We start from the raw sequence: 24239 nt of genomic DNA, 5'->3' as shown, positions 1-24239 counted from the left end.
CGAACGGGACAGCTCAGGCGATAGCGGGCGGTTGTTTCGGCGGCGGTCCGGCAGTTCGGCCGCGGAAGAGTTCGGTCGGCAGAGTTTCGGCGGCGACGATGCCCGAGTGCGAGGACGAGAGAACCAGTTTGCCTGCTCGACGGCCTTTTTCCTCGGCGTCCTGGCGCACAGTGGTGAGGTTTTCGCGGATGGCGTCGGAGATGCCGTCGAATCCGGTGACCGAGAGTTGGCTCGGCACATCGATTCCGGAGACCCGGGCGAAGTTGAGTGCACCGAGGGCAATGACGTCGGTGGTGCACAGCAGTGCGGTGGTTTCGCGGTTGGCCTGCAATGCTTGGGCGGCGGCGGAGTGGCCGGAGCGAACGGTGTGGTCGAAGCGTTCGACGACGGTGAGGGTGTCGGGGTCGAGTCCGGCGTCGATCATGGCGGCCTGAACTCCGGCGATGCGTTCGCGTTGGACGTGGAAGTGACTGTCCGCCAACCGCCCCGGGGGTACGACGCCATCGCGGCGGTCGCGTCCGAGACGCATGCACAGTACCGCGAGGTGTTCGTGGCCGAGCGCGATCAGATGTGCGGCAAGCATTTTCATCGCGCCGCGGTCGTCGATGGCGACGAGGGCGGCTTCGGGGATGTTGCGGGGCTGGTCGCACACGACGATCGGTAGGTGGCGTTCGCGCACGGCAGCGAGGTAGGGGTCGTCGTCGGCGACGGAGTAGACGACGAATCCGTCGACTCCGGCTTGTTGGACGACAGCGGCGGCTTGCACGTCGTCGCGTTCGGCTCCGGCGGGGATCAGCAGCAGGCCCTGTCCGGCGGCTTCGCAGGATTCGGCGAGTCCGGCGAGGAAGCTCATCGCGGCTGGGTCGCGGAAGGAGTAACTGAGCGCTTCGGTGAGGAGCAGCCCGATGGCACCTGCTTTACGGGTGCGCAACGATCGGGCGACCGGGTCGGGACCGGCGTACCCGCGGCGTTTCGCGGCTTGGAGCACACGTTCGCGAAGCTCCGGGGAGAGCTGATCGGGTCGGTTGTAGGCGTTCGAGACAGTGGTGCGAGAAACCTTGAGCTCGGCAGCAATCGACGCCAACGTCGCCTGACGTCGCGGTTCGCTTGACCTGGCCATAACCGGGACGTTAGTCCCACAACGCGGCGCAGAGAAACCCGAGGTCGCGTTCATCCGATTCGATCCGCACCCCACCGCGCGCTAGAGTACAACGGTAACGGTTTCCATTAGCGTCAAGTTCCGCTCATCAGGAGTACATCGATGTCGTCCAACCATCGCGCGTCCCGGACCAAGCTCACGGCCGTACTGGGCCTGACCTGCGCCGCAGCGCTCACGCTCAGCGCGTGCAGCTCCACCGAATCCGCGAGCACCGAGTCCGCACCGGCCACCGCCGTCGACGGACCGATCACGATCGTTGCATCCACGAACGTGTGGGGAAGCGTCGCCGAGGCAGTCGCAGGCGACTTGGCGACAGTGACGTCGATCATCTCCGATCCCTCTGCCGACCCGCACTCCTACGAGGCCAGCCCGGCCGATGCTGCCGCCGTCGCCGAGGCTTCGCTGGTGGTCTACAACGGTGGCGGCTACGACGAGTTCATCGAGGACATCCTCGCCTCCGAGGGCCAGAACGTACCGTCCGTCGACGCTTTCACGCTGCTCGACGACAGCCACGATCACTCCTCCGACGAGCCCACCTCGGAAGCAGCAGCCGAACCGGCGAGCGAGGACGGCCATTCACACGGTGAGGTCAACGAGCACGTCTGGTACAACGCCGAGGTCGCCGCGCACACCGCCGAGGAGATCGCCGAGAAGCTCGGTCAGCTCGACCCCGACAACGCCGCGCAGTACACCGCCAACGCCGAGACCTTCCACGAGCAGGTGCACGCCATCACCGACGTGACCGCACAGATCGCCGCTGATTTCCCGAATGCACCGGTGGCACAGACCGAACCGATCGCGCACTACCTCATCGAGGAATCCGATCTCGACGATCGCACTCCCGAGGACTTCAAGGACTCCATCGAGGAAGGCAACGATCCTTCGCCCGCTTCCATCGCTGCGACGCGAGATCTGTTCACGTCGAACTCGGTTCGCGCGTTGATCTACAACATCCAGACCGAGGATGCGGTCACCCAGGACATCCGTTCCACCAGCGAGGCGGCCGGCATCCCCGTCGTCGAGGTCACCGAAACGCTGCCTGCCGGCATGACGTATCTCGAATGGCAGACCAAGGCTGCAACGGATCTGCAGGCCGCGCTCACCACCGCCTCCTGACCCGAACCGGCGTGATGGAAAGCTGTAGTACATGCCTGCTGTAGAACTGCGCGATGCCGGACTGGCGTTCGGCGAGCGCACGCTGTGGCAGAACCTGGACCTGACGGTCGAGAAGGGTGAGTTCGTCGCCGTTCTCGGCCCCAATGGCTCGGGTAAGACCTCCTTGCTCAAAGTGTTGCTCGGCCAGAATCACCTCACGTCCGGCACGGCCGCGATCGACGGCAATCCCGTCCGTCGCGGCCAGTCGGGCGTCGGTTACATCCCCCAGCAGCGCAACATCGACGACGATCTGCCGCTGCGCGGACGCGACCTCGTGGGCCTCGGCTGGGACGGCCATCGGTGGGGCATGGGCCTGCGCGGCATACGAAGGCGCAAGGAGACGGTGCAGCGAGCGATCGATCAGGTCGACGCCAACTCGTTCGCGGGTGCGCCGGTCGGCTCGATGTCCGGCGGTGAGCAGCAGCGACTGCGCATCGCCCAGGCACTCGTCGGCGATCCGTCGGTACTGCTGTGCGACGAGCCCCTGCTCAGCCTCGACCTCGCCAACCAATCTCTCGTCTCGAGCCTCATCGATCGCCGACGGCGGGAGCACGAGACCGCTGTGTTGTTCGTGACGCACGAGATCAACCCGATCCTCCCCCTCGTCGACCGCATCGTCTACATCGTCGACGGCCGGTTCCGCATCGGAACTCCCGAGGACGTCATGACCACCGAGGTCCTCTCGGAGCTCTACGGCACCGAGGTCGAGGTCCTGAAGGTCCGCGGCCGGCTCATCGTCGTCGGAACCGGCGATTCCATCGATGCGCTCGGCTCGGCCGGCGCACACCACCCACCCGTGCCGCACGACAGAGAAGACAAGGCATGAACGAGAAGGTTCTCGACGCATTCTCGAAGATGCTCGACTTCGACACCACCGCCAACCTGCTGACATACGACTTCGTCCAGCAGGCACTCATCGCGGCCGCCATTCTCGGGCTGCTCGCCGGTGCCCTCGGACCGTTGATCGTCAGCCGTCAGTGGGCGTTCGCCGTGCACGGATCCAGCGAACTCTCGCTCACCGGTGCGTCCGCAGCCCTGCTCGTCGGAATCACCGTGGGCCTCGGGGCCATCGTCGGATCCGTTGTCGCAGCGGTGATGTTCGCGCTGCTCGGTAGCAAGGCCCGCGACCGCGACTCGGTCATCGGCGTCATCATGTCCTTCGGCCTCGGCCTGTCGGTGCTGTTCATCTGGCTCTACCCCGGCCGAACCGGAACCAGCTTCTCGCTGCTCATCGGCCAGATCGTCGGCGTCGGACAGAGCGGTATCCAGCTGCTGCTGGTCTGCGCGGTGTTGGTACTGATCGTGCTGACCGTCGTCTACCGGCCGCTGCTGTTCGCCAGCACCGACCCCGAGGTGGCGCTGGCCCGCGGCGTTCCCGTCCGCGCCCTCTCGGTGGTGTTCGCCGTACTCGTCGGCGTCGCATGTGCACTGGGCGTCCAGATCGTCGGCGCACTGCTGGTGCTCTCGCTGCTCATCACCCCGGCTGCCGCTGCCGCGCGAGTGACGGCCAGCCCACTCAAGGCGACGCTGCTGTCCATTCTGTTCGCCGAGGTCGCCGCCGTCGGCGGCATCCTGCTCTCCCTCGCCCCGGGCCTGCCGGTGTCGACGTTCGTCACCACCATCTCCTTCGTCATCTACCTCGTCTGCCGCGCCATCGGCGGAACCCGCAAGGCCAATTCCGGACGGCTCGTCGCCGCCTAGGATGTCGAGGGTGACGTCCATCGATCTCAACGCCGATCTCGGCGAAAGCTACGGTGCATGGACTCTCGGCGACGACGACGCGATGCTCGCCCTGGTGTCGAGCGCCAACGTCGCGTGCGGCTTCCATGCCGGTGATCCGACCACTCTGCTGCGTACGTGCCGCTCGGCCGCGGCAGCGGACGTACGCATCGGAGCGCAGGTGGGCTACCACGACCTCGCCGGGTTCGGCCGACGCTTTCTCGACGTCTCCCCCGCCGACCTCACCGCGGACGTGATCTTTCAGATGGGCGCACTCGACGGCCTCGCCCAGGTCGCCGGATCGGCCATCGCCTACGTCAAACCACATGGGGCGCTGTACAACGCGATCGTGCACCATCACGGCCAGGCCAAGGCCGTGGTCGACGCAGTCCTCGCCTACGACCCCACGCTGCCGGTACTGGGGCTCCCCGATTCGATCTTCCTCGAAGAAGCCGAGCGAGCCGGATTGCGCACCGTCGCAGAGGCTTTTGCAGATCGCGCCTACACCCCACAGGGAACGTTGGTCTCGCGCTCGGAACTCGGCGCAGTACTGTCCGATCCCGACGCCGTTGCCCAGCGTGTGTTGACCATGATCACCGACGGCACCGTGCAGGCGGTGGACGGCTCGAGAATCGACGTTCGGGCCGAATCGATCTGCCTGCACGGCGACTCCCCTGACGCGGTCGCGATGGCCACTGCCGTCTCGGAGTTGCTCCGCGCCAACGACATCGACATCACCGCTTTCGTCTGATGCGCATTCTCTCTGCCGGCGAGGGTGCAGCACTCGTCGAATTCGACGGCCTGAACGAGGCGATGGCGTATTACCGTGCACTCACGCTGGACCCACCGGCCGGCGTCGTCGATCTGGTTCCCGCTGCTCGGACCGTGCTGGTGATGTTCGACGGGTCGAAGCAGCCGATACTGGACTGGATCGCGGCAGTGTCACCCGCCGTGACGACCGATGGAGATCACTCGGAGACCGTCACGATCCCGGTTGTCTACGACGGCGAGGATCTCGACGAGGTGGCCCGTCTGACCGACATGTCCACCACGGAGGTCGTTGCGGCACATGTCGATCAGACGTGGACCGTTGCGTTCGGCGGTTTCGCGCCCGGCTTCGGCTACCTCGTCGGCACCGACGCGCGGCTACACGTTCCGCGGCGATCGTCGCCGCGCACCAGCGTCCCTGCCGGTTCGGTGGGCCTGGCAGGCGAATTCTCGGGCATCTACCCGCGGTCCTCGCCGGGCGGTTGGCAGCTGATCGGCCGCACCGACACACCACTCTGGAACCTCGACCGCGACCCACCGGCGCTGCTCCGGCCCGGCACCACCGTCCGATTCGAGCAGGCATGAGAGCCCTCACCGTTCTGCAGACGGGACCGCTGTGCACCGTGCAGGATCGCGGTCGCCCGGGGCATGCGTCGATCGGGGTCGGTCGCTCGGGGGCGGCAGACCTGCTCTCGCACGATGCAGCGAACAGGCTGGTGGGCAACACTTCCGAGGCCGCAACACTGGAAGTCACGTTCGGTGGACTGAAGGTCCGGGCCGAGTTCGACGCCGTCGTGGCCGTCACCGGGGCGCAGGTGACCTGCCGCGTGGACGGCACAGAACAGGGACTGTTCTCGACCATCACGCTCCGTACCGGACAGACACTCGAAGTGTCCACGCCCACAAGCGGTCTGCGCAGCTACCTGGCCGTGCGGGGCGGGATCGCCGTCCCCACCGTCCTCGGCAGTCGGTCGACGGACACGATGTCCGGTCTCGGCCCGGCTGTGGTCTCCCCCGGTACCGCCCTGCCCGTCGGGAACGACAAAGCCGAGTGGCCTGCAGCAGAGTTCGTTCCACCGCCCGCGTGGTCCGACACACTGCGCATCACCTTCGGTCCACGTGCAGACTGGTTCACCGCGCGCGCCCGATCGATTCTGCTCGAGCAGTCGTGGACCGTCACGCAGGATTCCGATCGCGTCGGAATCAGGCTGGACGGTGCCGAACCCTTGCGCCGCACGAGAGACGACGAATTGGCCAGTGAGGGAATGGTTCTGGGTGCGCTTCAGGTTCCGCCGTCCGGGCAGCCGGTGCTGTTTCTCGCCGACCACCCCGTCACGGGCGGTTATCCGGTGATCGCGGTTGTCACTGCGGCAGACGTCTCCGCAGCCGCGCAGCTGACGCCGGGAACACAGATACACTTCCGCGCTATCGGTTGATCCCGGCTGCAGCGGGGCAGATCTCACGAATGCTGCGACGCAGTGCATCCGACATCCGAGCGGGCAGGCCGAGCGGGCGAACCATGGCGTCGGCCTGGTGGAACAGGTGAGTCCATCCGTCGATCAGTTCGATTCCTCGGTCCGCCGCATAGGACTCGACGGCATTGCGCGTGTCGGCATAGACGAAGTCGTACACCGTCGCCGTTGGCCCGAGTTCACCTGCACCCCAGGCGAGTTGATCCTCCGAGCCGTCGCGGCCGATCGGCGTCGCGTTGATCACCAGGTCGTAGCACTCCAGATCCACTGCTCGATCCGACCAGTCGACGACCGATGCGGAACCGTCGTACCCGTCGAGTTCGCCCACGAGACCTTCCGCCGCACGACTGTCGACATCCGAGACCACCAGCCTCTCGATGTGGCCCTGTAGCGCGAACGCGGCCGCATGCGCGGCGCCACCTGCTCCGAGCAGGAGCGCCGAGCCGAAGGTACGTCCCGAGGTCGCCGCTCGCACCGCCGCGATATCGGTGTTCATGGCGAACAGCGCACCCGATCGCAGGAACAACAGATTCGCCACCCCCGACACCACCACATCGGGATCCGCCTCGTCGGCAACCGTTGCAGCCCAATGCTTCCAGGGCATGGTCACGTTCGCAGCATCGGTACGGCCGCCCCGCAGGGCATCCTCGACATCGGGTAGGTCGGCAACGTCGGCGACCTCCCAGGCGTCGTAGCGGGAGGGCACGTCGGCGATCTCGAACGCACGCGTCCACAGCGCGGGTGACATCGCGGTGGACGCGTGCGAGCCGACCAGGGTCAGTGAGCTCATACCGACTTCGAGACGCGCTCTGCAACAACGGCTTCTGCTGCAGGGGCGGCCTGATCGGAGATGGAGGTGACATCCGAGGAGCCCATGTTCTTCATCAGTGCTGCGACCACGGCCGAGATTATGCAGCCCAGGGCCAGGTACGCCGCGACGTAGTGCCAGGAGCCGTCGTTCCAGCTGACCAGAGCGGCTGCGATGAAGGGGGTGAAGCCACCGGCGATCGCGCTGGCGACCTGATAGCCCACACCTGCTCCGCTGTAGCGCAGTTCGGGGCCGAACATTTCGGTGAACAGCGGCTGCTGCACCGAGACCACCATGTCGTGCGAGACGTTGACCAGGATGACGGCGAGGATCACGATGGCGACGACCGAGGCTGCCTGCAGGGACAGGAAGAACGGCACGGCCGCCAGTGCGCCGACGACTGCACCGGTGACGAAGATCGGCTTGCGGCCGAAGCGGTCGGCAATGGCCGCGTAGGCCGGGATGCTCAGGATGCCGATGGCACCGACCAGCAGCGCGACGTTGAGCATGAACTGACGCTCGTAGCCGAGTTCGTTGACGGTGTAGCTCAGGGCGAACGTGGTGACGATGTACATGGTGAACAGCTCGGCCATACGCAGCGCGATGATCTTGAGGAAGGAACCGGGGTGCTCGGTGATCGCCTGGATGACCGGCAGCTTCTTCTTCTCGCCGCTCTCCTCGACTGCCTGCTCGAACACGGGCGATTCTTCGACACCGGATCGGATCCACAGGCCGAACAGTACGAGCACGGCGCTGGCCAGGAACGGTACGCGCCAGCCCCAGCTGGTGAATGCGTCGTCGCTGAGCAGGTTGCTCATGATGGTGACCGCGCCGGTCGCGAGGATGAGACCGACGGAGTAGCCGACCTGCACGCCGCTGCTGTAGAACGCCTTCTTCTTCGCCGGCGCACTTTCGACGGCCATCAGCGATGCGCCACCCCATTCGCCACCGACCGCGAAGCCCTGGATCGCACGCAGCAGCACGAGCAGTAGCGGCGCGAACCAACCGATCGACTCGAAGTTGGGAACCAGGCCGATCAACGCGGTTGCGACGCCCATCAGCAGCATCGTCCAGATCAGCATGCGCTTGCGCCCGAGGCGGTCACCGAAGTGGCCGAAGAAGATCCCGCCGAGAGGACGGAAGAGGAAGCCGACGCCGAAGGTGGCGAACGCGGCCATCACGCCGACCGCGGGCGAGACGCTCGGAAAGAACTGGGAGTTGAACACCAGCGCGGCGATGATGCCGTACAGCAGGAAGTCGTACCACTCGACCACGGCACCGACGAAGCTGCCGATGGCAGCCTTCCGTGCTCTGGATCCGTCCGCGACTGCGACGTCAACGTTCACTTGTCGGCCCTTCGATCTTGTGCGTATAGCGCACAGTTGTTTGTTATTCGCACAACTGTAACCAGATGCGCCATCTGTGGTCAAGACCACAAGCACCGAGCGATGTGATGCGGCGCGAACAGAGCAATGAGGCAGACTCGAACCATGACGGCCGAGATCGCTCCCGACGACCAACGCCCCGCCTGGTTCGTGCAGTCACTCGAACGCGGCCTGAGCGTGCTGCAGTGCTTCGACGACGCGCACCCGGCCCGCACCCTCACCGAGGTCGCCGAGGCCGTCGGAGTCACCCGAGCAACCGCCCGTCGACTGTTGCTGACGCTGGCAGAACTGGGATTCGTCCGCCAGGACGGCCGTCAGTTCACCCTCACCCCGCGGGTGATGAATCTGGGTTTCTCGTTCCTGTCCGGCATGGACCTACCCCGTCTGGCGGAACCCCACATCGAGGCGCTCGCACGGCAATTGGGCGAAACGACCTCGGTGGCCATTCTCGACGGATTCGACATCGTCTATGTCGCGCGCGTTCCGTCCTCGCGCATGTTGCGGGTCGTCATCACGCTGGGCACTCGATTCCCCGCGCACGCGACGTCATCGGGTCGAGTGCTGCTCGCGGCCCTCCCCGAGAGCGACCTCGAACGCTATTTCACCGACGCCCCCATCGAAGCTCTGACCCCGCGCACGCTCGTGGATCGAGATGCACTGCGCGCCGAGATCACTCGGGTGCGCAACGCCGGCTGGTCCGAGGTGGTCGACGAACTGGACGTCGGAATGCGTGCTGCCGCAGTGCCGTTGCGTAACAGCAACGGCACCGTCGTGGCAGCACTGAACACGTCACTGCACGCGAAGAACTACAGCGCCACGGACATGGTCGATATCGTCGTTCCCGCGATGCACGAGACCGCAGGCCGCATCAGAACGTAGAACTACCCGCGACGCTGCCGCGCGATGTCGGCCAATACGACGCCCGCCGCGACGGATGCGTTGAGCGATTCCACCGGGCCGGCCATCGGGATCGACAGGATGTGGTCGCAGGTCTCGCTGACCAGACGCGAGAGGCCCTTGCCCTCGGACCCGACGACGATGACCACCGGGCCCTTGCCGTCGAAGGTGTCGAGTTCGGTGTCGCCGCCTGCGTCGAGGCCGACGACGGTGACGCCCTTGGACTGCCAATCCTTCAGTGTGCGAGTCAGATTGACTGCTCGTGCAATCGGCAGGCGAGCTGCCGCGCCGGCACTGGTTCGCCATGCCACTGCGGACACGCTCGCGCTGCGTCGCTGCGGGATCACGACGCCGTGGCCGCCGAACGCCGCCACCGATCGCACGACGGCACCGAGGTTGCGCGGGTCGGTGATGTTGTCGAGCGCGACGAGCAGTGCGGGTTCCTGGTGCGTGCGCGCGTTCGAGATCAGATCGTCGGGGTGCGCGTAGCGGTACGGCGGCACCTGCAGGGCCAGACCCTGGTGCAATCCGTTGGCGCTGAGCTTGTCCAGATCGGAGCGGGGAACTTCGAGGATGGAGATCCGCGCATCGCCTGCACGCTGCACGGCTTCCTTGAGCCGATCGTCGCTGTCGGTTCCGACGGCAACCCACAGTGCAGTGGCGGGCACGCCTGCACGCAGGCACTCGACGACCGGGTTGCGACCGAGCACCACCTCGGGACCGTCCTCGGCCTTGCGTCCGGCCGGTCGTCCACCCGCGCGGCCACCGGTGTTACCGCCACGGTTCTGGGCAGACTTCTCGGCGAGCTTGGCCCGACGCGCGGCGGGATGCTTGGTGCGCTCGGAGGCGGGAGGCGTCGCGCCGCGGCCTTCGAGACCCTTCCGACGCTTGCCGCCCGATCCGGCGACCTGCCCCTTCTTGGTGCCGTCCTTGCGGATCGCGCCGCGCCTACTCGAATTGCCTGCCATCACAAACCTGCTTCGTCGGTCTTGCTCGTACCCAGCGACCATTCGGGCCCGTTGGGTGTATCTGTCACGTCTACTCCGGCCTCGGCCAGTCTCGTCCGTATCTCGTCTGCGGCGGCCCAGTCCTTGGTCGCCTTCGCCGTTGCTCGACGCTCCAGCTCGGCCTCGACGAGGACGCCGAGGGCACCGAGAGCTGCTGCGTCGGAATCGCTGTCGCTGGCCCAGTGCGGATCGAGTGGGTCGACACCGAGGATGTCGAGCATCGCCCGGACACTGCCTGCGTACTCCACCGCTGCCGGTAGGTCACCGGATTCGAGTGCAGTGTTGCCGAGAGTGACGGTCGCGTGAATCTCGGCCAACGCCTTGGGAACCGAGAGGTCGTCGTCGAGGGCTTCGGCAAATCCGGCGGTCCACTTACCCAGCGGCACTTCGCCTGCACGTTCGACGGCTCGTCGAACGAACCCTTCGATACCCCGGTAGGTCACGGCCGCGGTGTCGAGCGCAGTGTCGGAGTACTCCAGCATCGAACGATAGTGCGCGCCACCGAGATAGAACCGAAGTTCTTGCGGCCGAACCTTTTTCAACACATTGGGTACCGAGAGCACGTTGCCGAGAGACTTCGACATCTTCTCGCCGCCCATCGTCACCCAGCCGTTGTGCAGCCAGTACCGCGAGAAGCCGTCACCGGCCGCCATGGACTGGGCCCGCTCGTTCTCGTGGTGCGGGAACACCAGATCCATTCCGCCGCAGTGGATGTCGAAATCCGGCCCGAGGTAGTTCTCCGCCATCGCGGAGCATTCGAGGTGCCAGCCGGGCCGTCCGGGGCCCCACGGCGTCGGCCACGACGGCTCACCCGGTTTCGCGCCCTTCCACAGCGTGAAATCGCGAGGGTCGCGTTTGCCCGCGGCGACGCTCTCGCCCTGGTGCACGTCGTCGAGCTTGTGACCGGACAGCGCGCCGTAGCTCGGGAAGCTCTGCACGTCGAAGTAGACGTCACCGCACTCGTCGGCGTAGGCATGGCCGCGTTCGATCAGTCGCTCGATCATCTGGACCATCTGGGTGATGTGCCCGGTGGCGCGTGGCTCGGCCGACGGCGGAAGTACGCCGAGTCGGTCGTACGCCCAGGTGAAGGACCTCTCGTACGTCGCAGCCCATTCCCACCACGGCCGGCCGGCGTCGCGCGCCTTGTTGAGGATCTTGTCGTCGATGTCGGTGACGTTGCGAACGAAGGCGACGTCGTAGTCGTGCGCCAACAGCCAGCGGCGCAGTACGTCGAACGCGACGCCACTGCGCACGTGGCCGATATGAGGTTCACCCTGCACCGTCGCTCCACACAGGTACACCGATGCATGGCCAGGGACCAAGGGGGTGAATTCCCGCAGGGCCCTCGTCTCGGTGTCGTGTAGGTGAAGGGTCACGACCAGCAATGCTACCGGTGGTTTTACCTCGTCATGACAAGTGCGGTCGCGATGGCCGCGATTCCTTCGCCCCGACCGGTCAGCCCGAGCCCGTCGGTGGTGGTCGCAGACACCGATATCGGCGCTCCGAGTACCCGCGAGAGGACTTCCTGGGCCTCGGCGCGGCGCGGTCCGATCTTGGGCCTGTTGCCGATGATCTGCACCGCAGCGTTGCCGATCGCGAATCCATCGGCGTCGAGCAGGCGTTTGACCTCGGTCAACATGGCAGCTCCGCTGACCCCGTCCCATTCCGGACGCCCCGTCCCGAACACCGATCCGAGATCGCCCAGTCCGGCCGCGGACAGCAACGCGTCGCACAGGGCGTGGGAGGCGACATCGCCGTCGGAATGCCCGTCGAGTCCGTCCGCGTCGTCGAACAGCAATCCGGCCAGCCAGCAGGGCCGGCCGGGGGCGATGGGGTGCACATCGGTACCGATGCCGACTCTCATGAATCGCCTCTCGTCAGGGCCTCGGCCAGCAGCAGGTCGAGGGGGGTGGTGATCTTGAACGCGAGGGCGTCACCGACGATGGTGTGCACGGTCTCGCCGATGCGCTCGACCAGGCCCGCGTCGTCGGTGGAGATGTCGGTGGTCGCGTCGTACGCGCGGCGCAGGACGTCGGCGTCGAACCCCTGCGGGGTCTGTACCGAGCGCAGGCTCGCGCGGTCCGGGGTACCCACCACTGCGCCCATGATGTCGACTTCCTTGACGGTGTCGACGACCGGGAGAACCGGGATGACGGCGGGGCGGCCGGCGCGCACCTCGGCCACGACACGGGCGATCAGCGTCGGTGGGGTGAGGGCGCGGGCGGCATCGTGGACGAGCACGACGGCTGCGTCGCCGACGGCGGCGAGACCGGCGCGCACCGAATCGGTGCGTTCGAGGCCTCCGGCAACAACGGTGACGTCGTCGCCGACATGACGGCGGGCCGCGTCGAGCAGCTCGGTCGGCACGATGACGACGATGCGGTCGACGGCACCCGAGGCCCGGAGGCCGTCGACGGACCGCGTCAGGAGAGAGTCCGTACCCAGACAGACGAATGCCTTCGGCTCGTCGTGTCCGAGCCGAAGGCCTTTGCCTGCAGCGGGTACCAGGGCGACCACGTCGCCGGAAGTACCGTTCACTCTAAGAAGCTGTAGCGAGAACTTCGTCGAGCATGGTGTCGGCCTTGGCCTGGTCGGTTCCTTCGGCCAGTGCCAACTCGCCGACCAGAATCTGCCGTGCCTTGGCGAGCATGCGCTTCTCGCCTGCCGACAGTCCGCGGTCCTGCTCGCGTCGCCAGAGATCACGGACGACCTCGGCAACCTTGTTCACATCACCGGAAGCGAGCTTCTCCAGGTTGGCCTTGTACCGACGCGACCAGTTGGTGGGCTCTTCGGTGTGCGGCGCGCGGAGCACCTGAAAGACTTTGTCGAGACCTTCTTGCCCGACGACGTCGCGAACGCCTACGTACTCTGCGTTGTCCGCGGGAACTCGAACGGTGAGGTCGCCTTGCGCGACCTTGAGAACCAGATACTCTCTCGGTTCACCCTTGATGGTGCGTGTCTCTATCGCTTCGATCAGCGCCGCTCCGTGATGGGGGTAAACGACGGTGTCTCCGACCTTGAAAATCATGTGACAAGTGCCCCTTTCGATTTATCCAGAATACCACGGCCCATATCAACGGTGCAGGTCAGGGGCATAGCGGTGCCGAATCAGGGGTTGACACAGAGGATTCGACGTGTATCCGACGCCACATTTTCGGTCGGTTCGTTCCACTGTCTCCACTCCCGACAGGCACCCTCACCTGGCGTCATCGGGCCGTCGGCAGACCCCACGAGCGGCCGGTGGACCAGAACTACTACTCTGCCTAGTGGACGAGAAGGACCGAGCCGGCCCGGCACCACATGGAGGACGACCGAAGTGACTGCAATCGACGCTGCGACACCGCTTGGCCGCCATCGCAGGACGGCCGCCGCCCTCGCTCTTCTCGCCGGTGGCGCGCTCGCCCTCACCGCGTGCGGCGCAGGTCAGATCTCCCAGACGGCCACTCAGGTCGCCGCGGTCAACGGTAACTCCGCCGACGTCGGAGACATTCAGCTCCGCAACGTGCACGTGGTGTACCCCACCTCCGAGGAATACAGCATCGAGCCCGGCGGCACCGTCGAGCTCGGCTTCACGGCCATCAACGCCAACACGAGTGTGGCCGACGAGCTGACCGGCATCTCCTCCCCCGAGGCACAGGTCACCATCGTCGACGAGGCGGAAGCGGGCAGCAACGAGATCGCTCCGCAGACCGCGCTCGGCGCAGGTTCGCCCGCAGACGTTCAGCTCGACGATCCGCTGCTGCCGATCCAGCTGATCAAGGTCGAGATGGCCGACATCTCCGAGAACGTTCGACCGGGCCTGACGCTGCCGGTCACGTTCGAGTTCGCGAACGCGGGCGAGGTCGTCGTCAACGTTCCCGTCGACGCCGGTATCGAGCTCGAGCGCGACCCGTCCGCGGTCACCGAGCACAGCGAAGGCGAATAGCCGCCGCCCCGATCCTGTCGGTGCCGATCGTTAGGCTGCCGGCGTGGTCAAACTGAAGTCGAGCTACCGCTGCTCTGCGTGCCGTCATTCGGTCTCGAAGTGGGTCGGTCGCTGTCCCGAATGCGGTGACTGGGGCTCGATGGAAGAGGTCCAGGCCACTGCGGCTCCGCTCGCGACGCGGGCAGGCGCATCGTCCCTTCGCTCGGGCGGCGGAGCCATGATTCCCAGCACGCCCGCTGCGGCTCTGACGACCATCAGCAGTGCCACCTCGCAGGCCAACACCACCGGGATCGACGAGTTCGATCGCGTGCTCGGTGGCGGCCTCGTTCCCGGTTCGGTCGTCCTCCTTGCCGGCGAACCCGGAGTCGGCAAATCGACGCTGCTGCTCGAGGTGGTGCACCGATGGGCCCGCTCGGCACCGGATCGACGCGCGCTCTACGTCACGGGCGAGGAGTCGGCGGGGCAGGTGCGGTTGCGTGCCGATCGCACCGGCGCGGTACACGAACGCGTCTTCCTCGCCGCCGAGTCCGACCTCGCCACCGTCTTCGGCCACGTGGAGCAGGTCAAGCCCAGCCTGCTGATCGTCGATTCGGTCCAGACGATGCTCGCCGCGGACGTCGACGGCGTCATCGGCGGCGTCACCCAGGTTCGCGCCATCACCAGCGCCTTGACCACGCTGGCCAAGACCACCGGCGTCGCGGTACTGCTCGTCGGGCACGTCACCAAGGAAGGCGCGGTGGCCGGTCCGCGGTCTCTCGAGCATCTCGTCGACGTGGTGCTCAACTTCGAGGGCGACAAGCACTCCACCCTGCGGATGATTCGGGGCGTCAAGAACCGGTTCGGGGCCTCCGACGAGGTGGGTTGCTTCGAGCTCCGCGAGACCGGCATCGTCGGCATCAGTGATCCGTCCGGGTTGTTCCTGCATCATCGGAACGACGCCGTGCCCGGCACCGCCGTCACCGTCACGATGGACGGCAAACGGCCGCTGTTGGCCGAGCTGCAAGCGCTGATCGTCGACACCACGATGCCGTCGCCCCGGCGCGCGGTCAGCGGGCTCGATCACGCCCGCGTGGCGATGATCCTGGCCGTACTGGAACGTCGCTGCGGCGTCAAGGTGTCCAAGGCGGAGGTCTACGCGGCGACGGTCGGCGGGATGCGCACCAGCGAACCGTCCGCCGATCTCGCGCTCGCCGCGGCGGTGGCCTCGGCGGTCCGCGATCAACCACTTCCCGCGGGCATGGTGATTCTGGGCGAAGTCGGCCTGGCCGGAGAGGTGCGCCGCGTCGCCGGGCTGGGTCGCCGTCTCGCCGAGGCCGCCCGATTGGGGTTCAACTTCGCCATCGTCCCCGAGGACGCAGGTCCCATACCCGACGGCATCAAGGTCAAGACCGTCACCAACGTCGGCGAGGCGTTGACCTACACGCGTATGCGGCCCGTATGACACCGGGCGGTATTCTTTGTCCGACCGCCCGGCATGTAGCAGCGCAGTATCCTTTGCCTGGCTGCCTGCACGTGGCAGCGCAGTACTCTTTGTTCGCACGCACAGAAATCCGCAGCCCGCGCCGTAGCCGCTGCCAAGACACGAGGGGGTTGGCCGATGGAGGGCACCACGCCGTCCCCAGCGTTGCGCGAGACGATCGCCCGGCTCGCACCGGGAACCGCACTGCGCGACGGTCTCGAGCGAATTCTGCGCGGCCGTACCGGCGGGTTGATCGTCCTCGGCTACGACGACGAGGTCGAGGCGATCTGCGACGGCGGTTTCGAGCTCGATGTCGAGTTCGCACCCACCCGGCTTCGCGAACTGTCGAAAATGGATGGCGCAGTGGTGCTTTCGACCGACGGCAAGCGCATCGTCCGATCCAACGTCCAGCTGGTCCCCGACCACAAGATTCCCACCGTCGAATCCGGTACCCGGCACCGCGCCGCCGAGCGAACCGCCATGCAGACCGGCTATCCCGTCGTCTCGGTGAGCCAGTCGATGAGCATCGTCAGCGTCTACATCGGTGGCATCAGGCACGTCGTGGAAGGCTCGGCCACCATTCTCTCGCGCGCCAATCAGGCCGTCGCGACTCTCGAACGCTACAAGGCCCGGCTCGACGACAACACCCGTCAACTCTCGGTGGTGGAGATCGAGGACTTCGTGACACTGCGCGACGCCCTCACCGTCGCGCAGCGCCTCGAGATGGTGCGGCGAGTGTCGGTGGAGATCGAGCAGAACGTCCTCGAACTCGGCACCGACGGCCGCCAGCTCGCTCTTCAGCTCGAAGAGTTGTTGGGCGACAACGACGTCGATCGCCAACTGATCGTGCGTGATTACCTGGCCGGCAACGAACCGTCGAGCACCACCGGAGTGGAGAAGGCGCTCGCCGCACTGGACAAGTTGACCGACGTCGATCTGCTGGATCTGACGACGCTGGCCCGCGCTTTCGGATATCCCGCGACCATAGAGGCCCTCGACACCCCGATGAGTCCCCGTGGGTACCGGGTACTCACCCGAGTTCCGCGGTTGCAGTTCAGCCAGATTCACCGACTGGTCGGCGCGTTCGGCACTCTGCAGGGGTTGCTCGCGGCCACCGCAGCCGACCTGCAGTCCGTCGACGGTATCGGTGGACTCTGGGCTCGCCACATCCGCGAAGGCCTGTCCAGACTGGCCGAGGCCTCGATCTCGGGACCCTACGACTAGGACGCCTTCTTCGTTCCGGGAGGAAGCCTGCGTCGATCACGGCCTTCACGTACGGTCGTGCGCTGGTGATCAACTGATCGGCGTCCTCGACGTCTCGCCATACGGCCGACGCCATCACGTCGGTCCTATCCTCGATGTGCCGATCGAGAGCGAGTCCGTCCTCGGTCAACGTCTCGCCGTCCGCCGAAGTGGTGAGCAATCCGCGAGTGGCGAGTCGTTCTGCAGCAGAGCCCCATTCGCTCTCGGACCACTGCCTGGTCAGCTGCGTGATGCGCTTGCCGAGTGCTCGACGGCCGGGCTGCGGGGTCGTGCGGTCGGCCTCGTGGAAGACGGCGGCTTCCGTCGGGTCGAGTTCTGCGTCGATCAAGGCGGCGAGGTGACCGTCGCCGCGCCACTCGCGTAGGACGGTGATCGAGTGCCAGAGCGCGAGATGCGGCACGTCGGGGTGCTCGGCCGAATGCCACGCTGCGGCGAGTGGCCGACCGGCGAACGAGGCTGCGTCGCCGATGACGCGGAGACGATCTGCGAGCGTGGCCAGGCCGGGGTCGGCGGCAAGCGAACCCAGCGCGGTGCCGAGGACGGAATCGAGCAGTGTCCACCGGCGATTCGACACCGAGTCCAAACCGACGGCAACAGCGGCAGGCCAGGCGCGTTCGATGAGCACCGGGTTGAAGTTGTAGAACGCCGCTGCGACGACACTCGGCGCGCACGGACCCATCGGGGCAGCTCGAGCCCCGACGTACCAGGCATGACCGTCGAGACCGGTGTCCTCGTATGCCGCACCCAGTTCAGGGTTGAAGTACGCGGTGACGTGGAAGGGCTCGAATGTCTTGTAGGCGGAGCGGGCGAGTGCGGGCGAGGTGGTCATGAGATCCGACCGTACTCAGCCGGTGATGTTGAAGGGCTCCGGCACGCTCTTGAGCTCGCCGAGCTGGGCGATCGCCTGGTAAGCACCGACGCCGACGGGAATGCGCTCTTCGCCGCAGCCGGGTACCGAGTTGGTGCCGGACCACTTGACGGTGAAGCCGGCCTGCTCGCCGGGCTTGAAGGTACGCAGATCCGACGCGGCATTGGGGAAGCAATCGACGTTGGACCAGATGCGCTGGTTGTCGAGGGTGTAGACGAGCGCCTGCTGCAACCCGGCACCGACGTCACGCTGGCATTCGGTGGAGCCGATGTTGGTGATGACCACGGTGAACACGGGCTCTTCACCCAGACGGTACGTGGCCTTCTCCGGCGTCACCTTGATTGCGAGCGATTGATCCGGGCACTGGTTGGAGATCACCGGGGCCGGAGCGCCGCTGGTGGTTGCCGCCGCTCCGCCACCGGCAGCGGAGTCGGTCGCTCCACCGGAGCCACCGGAGCCACCGGATCCGCCCGCACCGTCGCCGGAGCCGCCCGAACCGCCGGAATCGGCGTCGGTGGCAGACGAGCTGGGTGACGGCAGGGCCGAAGTCGTTGCCGGAGCCGCAACGACGCCCGCGGGAGCAGCCTCGGTGTCGTCGGAACCGCCACTGAGCGAGGCGATGAACCACACGATCAGTCCGAGGACGACAACGGCCGCACCGATGGCGAGAGCGCGGCGTCGCCAGTAGATTTCGGGAGGCAAAGGCCCGGTCGGTTCCAACACGAATCAACCGTATGCGGCCGGAGCCACGCTATCCCTGAGCCCACGCGGCGTGTCGCGTCGGCGACCTCACCGAGGTTGGGGTTCGAGTCGGTTCAGGCGGGCATTTCGCCGATGTCGCCGATGACCTCACGCAACTGCGCATGACCCTTCGACAGCTGGTAGGTGAGGCCGACGATCGCGAGTTCCCCGGCTTCGACCTTCTCGGCGACGATCCGCGACCGCTGCATCAGCAGATTGCCGGTCTCCTCGACGTGGCGTGCCTCGAACTCGTCGACAGCCTGGTAGCCGTCGCGGCGGGCCGAGAGCACCGACGGGGTGACGCGTTCGACGACGTCGCGGATGTAGCCACCGGGCACGTCACCACTCTCGAGGGCGTCGACGGTCGCCTTGACTGCACCGCAGTGATCGTGGCCGAGCACCACGATCAGCGGCGCGTTCAGCACAGCGACGCCGTACTCGATGGAGCCGAGCACCGCGGAGTCCACCACGTGACCGGCGGTACGCACGACGAACATGTCGCCGAGGCCCTGGTCGAAGATGATCTCGGCAGCAACACGCGAGTCGGCGCAGCCGAAGAGGATGGCACTGGGGTGCTGAGCACTCTCGAGGCGGGCACGATCCTCGATGCCCTGCGACGGGTGCAGGACCTCTCCGGAGACAAACCGTTGGTTGCCTTCCTTGAGGGACTTCCAGGCAGCGATCGGATTCGAAGCAGGCATGAGTCTCATTGTGCACGTGGATCGAGTTACCGGCGAGTCGGGTTGACTACTGTTGGGACCGATCACAGACACGACGAGAAGGGCGACCAGTTGCCGATCGATGCCGACGCTCTGCTCGGGTGGTTCGACACCGACGGACGCGATCTGCCGTGGCGACGACCCGGCGTCAGCGCATGGCAGATCCTGATAAGCGAGATCATGCTGCAGCAGACGCCGGTGGTGCGGGTCGCGCCCATCTGGGAGCAGTGGGTGCAGCGTTGGCCGGTGCCGTCTGCGATGGCCGCGTCCTCTCAGGCCGAGGTGCTCCGTGCGTGGGGCAAGTTGGGCTATCCGCGTCGAGCATTGCGGTTGCACGAGTGCTCCCGCATGCTCGCCGAGGAGTACGGCGACGAGGTGCCCGGAGACGTCGAAACACTGTTGGGCCTGCCGGGCATCGGGGCCTACACCGCACGCGCAGTGGCGTGTTTCGCCTACGGCCAGCGAGTTCCGGTGGTCGACACCAATGTTCGACGCGTCGTCGCGCGTGCGTTGCACGGCAACGCCGAGCCTGGAAATCCATCCACGACAAGGGATCTCGCCGACGTCGAGCAGCTGCTCCCGGAGAGCGTCCCGCGGGCCGCCCGCTACTCGGCGGCGTTGATGGAACTGGGGGCACTGATCTGCACGGCCAAGAATCCGGCTTGCCTGCTGTGCCCACTCCCGGAGTGCGCCTGGATCGAGGCCGGCAGGCCCGCGCACACCGGGCCGGCCAAGAAGGTCCAGAAGTTCGCAGGCACGGATCGTCAGGTTCGAGGCAAACTCATGTCGGTACTGCGCGAGAGCACCGGCCCCGTCGAGCGGGCACAACTCGACATCGTCTGGCCCACCGACCCGACTCAACGCGACCGAGCTCTCGATTCACTGCTGACCGACGGCTTGATCGAACAGACGGAGTCGGGATTGTTCGCCCTCGCAGGTGAGGGTTCGGACGGCTGACTTCCGACTGTTGCGTCGAACCACGTTCTGCCGAGCAGCAATCGGTCCACCAGATCGGCCGCCTCGATCTCGTCGATCTGCCCGACCATCGTCATCGTTGCCAAACCGTGCAACGCGGACATGAGTAGTCGAGCTTCCGCGACGGCGTCGATCCGATCCGAGCCGCTCTCCGCTGCGGCGTCGCCGATCATGCCGGCCAGAACCGATTCCAACACAGCAAGATTGGCGCGATACGCGGTCTGAGCCAGGTCAGGTTCCCGTATCGCCAGGGATGCGAACGACACTCCCAGCCGATGGAAGCGCCGGCCCTCGTCGTCTGTCGGCAACACCGAACGGGCGAACATCTGCAGGCGTCGAGCTGCCGACGTGTCGGCGATCGCATCGATCCGGGATCGAGAGTCCGCGTAGCCGCGCTCGGAGAAGCGCGTCAGAACGGCGTCGAGCAGCCCTGCCTTGGAGTGGAAGTAGTACTGAACCAGACGCAGCGACACCCCGGCTGCCGCGGCGGCGCTCCGCATCGTCAGCGCCTCCAGCCCATCGACGGTCGCGACCCGCTCTGCGGCCGCCAGAATCTGCTCTCGTCGATCTCCGCCGGCCATCTTCCGCCCACCTTCCGCTGTTTGATACAACTGTATCAAGCGATTGTTATACACCTGTACCAACCGAGGGAGTCGAGCATGACACGGGAGCGTTCGTGGAGCGTCCTGGCCGTTGCGTGCCTGGCCCAGTTGCTGGTGGTGCTCGACTCCTCGGTCGTCAACATCGCTCTGCCCCAGATCGCCCGAGCACTGAGCATCGACGATCGAGACGTGCAGTGGGTCGCCAGCGGCTACACCGTCGCGTTCGCTGCGGCCCTGCTCGCCGGAGCCCGCGCAGCCGACACCCGGGGTATCCGCGGGGTTTTCCTCTTCGGCGTTTCCCTGTTCGTCGCCGCCAGCGTGGTCGGCGGACTGGCCCCGACCGGATGGGTGCTGATGGCCGCACGTGTCGTCCAAGGCCTGGCGGCAGCGGTCGTCTCACCCGCGACGTTCACTCTGCTGACCGTCACCTACGCCGAGGGACCCTTGCGCACACGTGCAGTCGCGGTGTGGACGGCAGTGAGCGTTGCCGGCGGCGGAATCGGCAACATCGTGGGCGGTGCGCTGACCGAATACGTTTCGTGGCGATCGGTGCTGCTGATCAACCTGCCCATCGGCATCGTCCTGCTGATATCGGCTCGTCGATACCTCGACGTTCGGCGAGTGGGCACCGAGGCGCATCGGCCCGGGCTCGACATCATCGGTGCGGCCTTCGGAGCATCGGCCCTCGGCGCGTCCACCGTGGCGGTCACCCGACTCGGAGCCGGCGACTCGCAAGCGTTGTCCCTGTCGACGGCCGTTCTCGCCGTGGCCGGATCGATCGGATTCGTACTCCGACTGCGTCGATCGGCAGCACCACTGATCCCGTTGCGGCTGTTCGCCGATCGCACCGTGGTCGCGGGAAATCTGCTGACACTGCTCACCGGTGCGGTGTTCCAGATACCGATCTGGTTGTACCTGACCTATCAAATGCAACAACGCCTGCAGCTCTCCCCATTGCAGGCGGCGGTGGGGTTCTTGCCGCTGACCACCGCTCTCGTGGTGGTCGGCATCGGCGTCACTCCGCGTCTGATGCGCAGATGCCCCTCGCACCTGGTTGCCGCTACCGGCGCGACCCTGGCCGCCGCCGGCCTGCTCGGCCTCGCTGCGGCCTCGAACTCGCAGGACTACTTCGCGGCAGTAGGGCTACCTGCGATTCTGATCGGACTCGGCGGCGGTCTGCTCAACACACCGCTGGCCACGGCGGTGACCAGCGGGGTGACGAACTCCGACGCCGGGGCCGCGTCGGGATTGATGAACACGTCCAAGCAGTTCGGTGGCGCGATGGGGTTGGCACTGCTCACCATCGTCGCCGGGCTCACGGACTTTCGATTCGCCTACTCGGCGATGGCAGCGGCGATGGCGCTGACTGCGGCGTGCTCTGTGGTCTTCCTCCGCACACCGTCATCGAAAGTTCGCTACTGAGCGAGAAATTCGACGAGAGTCGCGTTGACTGCGTCGGGGCGTTCGAGGTAGCCGAAATGACCGGTATCGGCGATTTCGACGTATCGAGCACCAGGTATCGCGTCGGCGACGTCGCGGCACTGCTGCACGGGGATCATGCGGTCGTCGGCGAATCCGATCACCAGAGATTTCGCCCTGATTGCCCGGTATGCGGCCAATCGATCTGTCCCCGCTCGCATTTCGAGTCCGATCTGCGCTCGCATGCCCGCCGTCTTCTTACCGCCCGAGTATTCGAGGATCGCCAGCCAATCACCGATCGCACTGTCGTCGGCCAGCGTCTTGGGCGAGAAGTTCTGCATTGCAGTCATCGCAGCCCGGTACGACGCGGGTAGTTCGACCCCGGCGTCGTGAAGGTCCTTCTCGCCCTTCGACATCTGCGCACGAAAGGTGGTGGTCTTGCCGAACGTGGCCATCATCACTGCATGCGACACCAGATCCGGCCTGGCCAAGGCCAATTCCTGGGTAACGCGGGCACCCATGGAGGTGCCGACGACGCGTGCTGCGCCGCCACCGAGGTGCTCGACGAGGGCAGCGGTGTCGGCGACCAGGTCGTCGAGTGTCATCCCGCTCGCACACTCGGAAGACGGTGCGATTCCGCGATTGTCGAACGTGACGACCCGGTACCCCTGCTTCACCAGGACCGGGACCTGATGGGTTCGCCAGACTCGTCCCGGGCTTCCGGTGCCCATCACCAACACCACGAGCGGGCCGTCGCCGGTGACGTCGTAGTTGAGGTCGATTCCGTTGAGCTTCGCGAGCGGCATTCGGATCATCTTAGTGCGCGCAGGAACACCTCGACCGCCGTGCGATACCGCTGGGGAGCCTCGTCGTGAATCAGGTGGGCCGCCTTCTCGATCCGAACGTGAGTCGATCCGGGCTTGTCCGAGTGCATCTGCCGCATCTGACCGACCGGGGTGATGGTGTGCTCACCTTCGATCAGCAACACCGGAGCGGTGACGGCCTCCCACTCGTCCCAGAAATGCCGCGTCCCCCATTCCTGCGAGATCGACTCGAAGAAGTCCACCTCGCCGTGCAATCGCCAGCCGTCTTCGCTGCGAACGAAAGAGTCCAGAAAATATTGTCCCGCAACATCTCCGAAGAATGCGAGTACTGCGTCGGCGTCGGGAAAGGGCTGGGGCCAGGCCCGCATCATGGCGGCCCAGTCGTCTGCGGTGCGGCCCCGAAAGTCCGGGGCGATGTCTTCGATCACGAGCGCAGTCACCAGGTCGGGTCGCTGCGCGGCTGCACACCACCCGTGCAGTGCGCCCATCGAATGACCGATCAGCACGCTGGGACCCAGCCGGTCGAGATGCTCGAGCAGGTCGGCCACGAAGTACTCGGTGGTGGGCTCCGGCGGCGGAGGGCGACGATGCCCCGGTGCGTCGTAGGTGTGCACGTGCCCGAATTCTCGAAGCCACGGAACCTGCCTACGCCAGGTGGCAGCACTGCCCATCAGCCCGTGCAGCAGCAGAATCGAACGGCCGGATCCACCCTCGTCGTAGAGCATCACCGCCGAGCATAACGGCGGAGTAATCTCGCGAGCATGGCCATTGTGAAGATCAACGCGATCGACGTACCCGAGGGCGCGGGCCCCGAACTCGAGAAGCGATTCGCCGCGCGCGCCGGGTCGGTCGACGGCTCCCCCGGCTTCCTCGGGTTCCAACTGCTGCGGCCGGTCAAGGGCGAATCGCGCTACTTCGTCGTCACCCAGTGGGAGAACGAGGAGTCGTTCCAGGCGTGGTCGGCAGGACCGTCGCGGGAGGCTCATGCCGGTGCCCGTTCCCCGAAGCCGGTGTCGTCCGGAGCGTCGCTGCTCGAGTTCGAGGTCGTATTGGACGTGCCTGCTTCTTCGTGAA

Annotated in this window: 26 protein-coding genes and 1 pseudogene; 13 read left to right on the top strand and 14 right to left on the bottom strand. The window is 66.2% G+C overall.

Translation table 11 applies throughout. The features are described 5' to 3' along the window. Window positions 1-13: 13 nt before the first annotated feature. On the bottom strand, window positions 14-1120 hold the full coding sequence (locus CH291_RS13510; RefSeq protein WP_068053785.1) for a LacI family DNA-binding transcriptional regulator: 1107 nt from the start codon (window positions 1118-1120) through the stop codon (window positions 14-16). 141 nt (window positions 1121-1261) lie between these two features. Here CH291_RS13510 and CH291_RS13505 point away from each other — a divergent pair, with 141 nt between their 5' ends. From CH291_RS13505 to CH291_RS13480, 6 genes are read left to right on the top strand one after another with little or no spacing between them, the layout of a single operon-like run. Next, window positions 1262-2275: a metal ABC transporter solute-binding protein, Zn/Mn family gene (locus tag CH291_RS13505; protein WP_068053783.1), complete on the top strand. Its 1014-nt coding sequence runs from the start codon at window positions 1262-1264 to the stop codon at window positions 2273-2275. Between the two features lie 31 nt (window positions 2276-2306). Continuing rightward, on the top strand, window positions 2307-3140 hold the full coding sequence (locus CH291_RS13500) for a metal ABC transporter ATP-binding protein (protein ID WP_094640928.1): 834 nt from the start codon (window positions 2307-2309) through the stop codon (window positions 3138-3140). Continuing rightward, window positions 3137-4015 carry a metal ABC transporter permease gene (locus tag CH291_RS13495; protein ID WP_068053774.1) on the top strand — a complete coding sequence of 293 codons (879 nt, stop codon included), beginning with the start codon at window positions 3137-3139 and terminating at the stop codon, window positions 4013-4015. Before CH291_RS13500 ends, CH291_RS13495 begins: the two co-directional genes overlap by 4 nt. Window positions 4016-4025: 10 nt before the next feature. Further along, the gene (locus CH291_RS13490; protein ID WP_094687764.1) at window positions 4026-4784 is read left to right on the top strand and encodes a LamB/YcsF family protein; all 759 of its coding nucleotides are present in this window, start codon (window positions 4026-4028) and stop codon (window positions 4782-4784) included. Then, window positions 4784-5386: a 5-oxoprolinase subunit PxpB gene (pxpB, locus tag CH291_RS13485; RefSeq protein WP_094687709.1), complete on the top strand. Its 603-nt coding sequence runs from the start codon at window positions 4784-4786 to the stop codon at window positions 5384-5386. Before CH291_RS13490 ends, pxpB begins: the two co-directional genes overlap by 1 nt. Continuing rightward, window positions 5383-6237: a biotin-dependent carboxyltransferase family protein gene (locus tag CH291_RS13480; RefSeq protein ID WP_094687708.1), complete on the top strand. Its 855-nt coding sequence runs from the start codon at window positions 5383-5385 to the stop codon at window positions 6235-6237. Before pxpB ends, CH291_RS13480 begins: the two co-directional genes overlap by 4 nt. Here CH291_RS13480 and CH291_RS13475 read toward each other — a convergent pair. Together CH291_RS13475 and shiA are read right to left on the bottom strand one after the other, a co-directional pair. Continuing rightward, on the bottom strand, window positions 6227-7063 hold the full coding sequence (locus CH291_RS13475; protein ID WP_068053769.1) for a shikimate dehydrogenase family protein: 837 nt from the start codon (window positions 7061-7063) through the stop codon (window positions 6227-6229). The genes CH291_RS13480 and CH291_RS13475 overlap by 11 nt on opposite strands. Beyond that, entirely contained in the window at window positions 7060-8427 is a 1368-nt protein-coding gene (gene shiA, locus CH291_RS13470) for a shikimate transporter (RefSeq protein WP_094687707.1), read from the bottom strand. The genes CH291_RS13475 and shiA overlap by 4 nt, the downstream gene beginning before the upstream one ends. A 144-nt stretch (window positions 8428-8571) precedes the next feature. On the opposite strand from shiA, the gene CH291_RS13465 reads away from it, so the two are divergent. Continuing rightward, complete coding sequence (locus CH291_RS13465; RefSeq protein ID WP_068053763.1) at window positions 8572-9345, top strand: IclR family transcriptional regulator domain-containing protein; 774 nt, start codon at window positions 8572-8574, stop codon at window positions 9343-9345. A 2-nt stretch (window positions 9346-9347) separates the two neighbouring features. On the opposite strand, the gene rlmB is transcribed toward CH291_RS13465, so the two are convergent. Genes rlmB through CH291_RS13440 form a run of 5 tightly spaced genes read right to left on the bottom strand, consistent with a single transcriptional unit; the run spans window position 9348 to window position 13398 of the window. Beyond that, window positions 9348-10331 carry a 23S rRNA (guanosine(2251)-2'-O)-methyltransferase RlmB gene (gene rlmB / locus CH291_RS13460; protein ID WP_068053760.1) on the bottom strand — a complete coding sequence of 328 codons (984 nt, stop codon included), beginning with the start codon at window positions 10329-10331 and terminating at the stop codon, window positions 9348-9350. Then, window positions 10331-11746, bottom strand: coding sequence for a cysteine--tRNA ligase (gene cysS / locus CH291_RS13455; RefSeq protein WP_094687763.1), 1416 nt, complete (start codon window positions 11744-11746; stop codon window positions 10331-10333). The genes rlmB and cysS overlap by 1 nt, the downstream gene beginning before the upstream one ends. 23 nt (window positions 11747-11769) lie before the next feature. Beyond that, complete coding sequence (ispF, locus tag CH291_RS13450; RefSeq protein ID WP_068053754.1) at window positions 11770-12234, bottom strand: 2-C-methyl-D-erythritol 2,4-cyclodiphosphate synthase; 465 nt, start codon at window positions 12232-12234, stop codon at window positions 11770-11772. Continuing rightward, complete coding sequence (gene ispD, locus CH291_RS13445) at window positions 12231-12908, bottom strand: 2-C-methyl-D-erythritol 4-phosphate cytidylyltransferase (RefSeq protein WP_094687706.1); 678 nt, start codon at window positions 12906-12908, stop codon at window positions 12231-12233. The genes ispF and ispD overlap by 4 nt, the downstream gene beginning before the upstream one ends. Window position 12909: 1 nt before the next feature. Continuing rightward, entirely contained in the window at window positions 12910-13398 is a 489-nt protein-coding gene (locus tag CH291_RS13440) for a CarD family transcriptional regulator (RefSeq protein WP_027494344.1), read from the bottom strand. A 288-nt stretch (window positions 13399-13686) separates the two neighbouring features. On the opposite strand from CH291_RS13440, the gene CH291_RS13435 reads away from it, so the two are divergent. The 3 genes from CH291_RS13435 to disA all read left to right on the top strand — a co-directional run bounded on the left by CH291_RS13435 (window position 13687) and on the right by disA (window position 16978). Next, window positions 13687-14295 (top strand): hypothetical protein, encoded by a 609-nt coding sequence (locus CH291_RS13435; RefSeq protein ID WP_068053749.1) that lies wholly within the window; start codon window positions 13687-13689, stop codon window positions 14293-14295. Between the two features lie 43 nt (window positions 14296-14338). Beyond that, complete coding sequence (radA, locus tag CH291_RS13430; RefSeq protein WP_094687705.1) at window positions 14339-15736, top strand: DNA repair protein RadA; 1398 nt, start codon at window positions 14339-14341, stop codon at window positions 15734-15736. A gap of 156 nt (window positions 15737-15892) precedes the next feature. Continuing rightward, window positions 15893-16978, top strand: coding sequence for a DNA integrity scanning diadenylate cyclase DisA (disA, locus tag CH291_RS13425; RefSeq protein ID WP_068053740.1), 1086 nt, complete (start codon window positions 15893-15895; stop codon window positions 16976-16978). Here the strand turns inward: disA and CH291_RS27415 are convergent. The 3 genes and pseudogenes from CH291_RS27415 to CH291_RS13410 form a co-directional block, all read right to left on the bottom strand. Next, a pseudogene (locus CH291_RS27415) lies at window positions 16974-17846 on the bottom strand (SCO6745 family protein); the annotation flags it as partial. The gene disA and the pseudogene CH291_RS27415 sit on opposite strands and share 5 nt — an antisense overlap. A gap of 15 nt (window positions 17847-17861) precedes the next feature. After that, on the bottom strand, window positions 17862-18608 hold the full coding sequence (locus CH291_RS13415; RefSeq protein ID WP_094687704.1) for a hypothetical protein: 747 nt from the start codon (window positions 18606-18608) through the stop codon (window positions 17862-17864). 92 nt (window positions 18609-18700) lie between these two features. Beyond that, complete coding sequence (locus CH291_RS13410) at window positions 18701-19327, bottom strand: carbonic anhydrase (protein WP_068053727.1); 627 nt, start codon at window positions 19325-19327, stop codon at window positions 18701-18703. Between the two features lie 90 nt (window positions 19328-19417). On the opposite strand from CH291_RS13410, the gene CH291_RS13405 reads away from it, so the two are divergent. Continuing rightward, entirely contained in the window at window positions 19418-20302 is an 885-nt protein-coding gene (locus CH291_RS13405; RefSeq protein WP_094687762.1) for an A/G-specific adenine glycosylase, read from the top strand. Here CH291_RS13405 and CH291_RS13400 read toward each other — a convergent pair. Further along, window positions 20203-20901: a TetR/AcrR family transcriptional regulator gene (locus tag CH291_RS13400; protein ID WP_094687703.1), complete on the bottom strand. Its 699-nt coding sequence runs from the start codon at window positions 20899-20901 to the stop codon at window positions 20203-20205. The two genes, CH291_RS13405 and CH291_RS13400, sit on opposite strands and share 100 nt — an antisense overlap. A 78-nt stretch (window positions 20902-20979) precedes the next feature. On the opposite strand from CH291_RS13400, the gene CH291_RS13395 reads away from it, so the two are divergent. Then, entirely contained in the window at window positions 20980-22344 is a 1365-nt protein-coding gene (locus CH291_RS13395) for an MFS transporter (RefSeq protein ID WP_094687702.1), read from the top strand. Here CH291_RS13395 and CH291_RS13390 read toward each other — a convergent pair. Together CH291_RS13390 and CH291_RS13385 are read right to left on the bottom strand one after the other, a co-directional pair. Then, complete coding sequence (locus CH291_RS13390) at window positions 22338-23147, bottom strand: alpha/beta fold hydrolase (protein WP_094687761.1); 810 nt, start codon at window positions 23145-23147, stop codon at window positions 22338-22340. The two genes, CH291_RS13395 and CH291_RS13390, sit on opposite strands and share 7 nt — an antisense overlap. A 5-nt stretch (window positions 23148-23152) precedes the next feature. Beyond that, window positions 23153-23890 carry an alpha/beta fold hydrolase gene (locus tag CH291_RS13385; protein ID WP_094687701.1) on the bottom strand — a complete coding sequence of 246 codons (738 nt, stop codon included), beginning with the start codon at window positions 23888-23890 and terminating at the stop codon, window positions 23153-23155. Window positions 23891-23926: 36 nt separating this feature from the next. Here CH291_RS13385 and CH291_RS13380 point away from each other — a divergent pair, with 36 nt between their 5' ends. Next, window positions 23927-24238 (top strand): antibiotic biosynthesis monooxygenase family protein, encoded by a 312-nt coding sequence (locus CH291_RS13380; RefSeq protein ID WP_068053714.1) that lies wholly within the window; start codon window positions 23927-23929, stop codon window positions 24236-24238. The last annotated feature ends 1 nt before the right edge of the window (window position 24239 follow it).

The organism is Rhodococcus sp. 14-1411-2a (assembly GCF_002259485.1).
GTDB lineage: Bacteria > Actinomycetota > Actinomycetes > Mycobacteriales > Mycobacteriaceae > Rhodococcoides.
This window is presented reverse-complemented; position numbering and strand designations above follow the sequence as displayed.